This window comes from Myxococcus xanthus, from assembly GCF_013116825.1.
Taxonomy (GTDB): domain Bacteria; phylum Myxococcota; class Myxococcia; order Myxococcales; family Myxococcaceae; genus Myxococcus; species Myxococcus xanthus_B.
On record NZ_JABFNS010000352.1, the window covers coordinates 1 to 399 of the forward strand.

Genomic DNA, 399 nt, shown 5'->3' on the forward strand with positions numbered 1-399 from the left:
CTACAGCGGCATCGGGCTGGTGCACCAGTCCAACGGCCAGAACCTGCCGCTGTCGCGCAGCTGGAACCGTGCCTACCTGATGACCGGCATGGAACTCGACAACCGCTGGACGGTGAACGCGCGCGTCTGGAAGCGCCTGAAGGAAAGCGCGGGCGACGACGACAACCCGGACATCGTCGAGTACATGGGCCGCGGAGAGCTGCAGGTCGGCTGGAACTACGACCGCGACAACAACCTGTCGCTCACGGCGCGCAATTCGTTCGGCTCCACCCAGCGCGGCTCCCTGCGGCTGGAATGGATGCGCGCGGTCGGCAACGACCTGGGCGGCGCCAAGAGCAACCTGCGGTTCCACACCGCGCTCTTCACCGGCTACGGCGACACCATCACCGACTACAACCG

1 protein-coding gene is annotated in these 399 nt (G+C 66.4%); it reads left to right on the forward strand.

Going from position 1 to position 399, the window contains the following annotated elements; all coding sequences use genetic code 11:
* Positions 1–399 (forward strand): phospholipase A (locus HNV26_RS37685; RefSeq protein ID WP_171453076.1); only part of this gene is annotated, 399 nt, incomplete at both ends.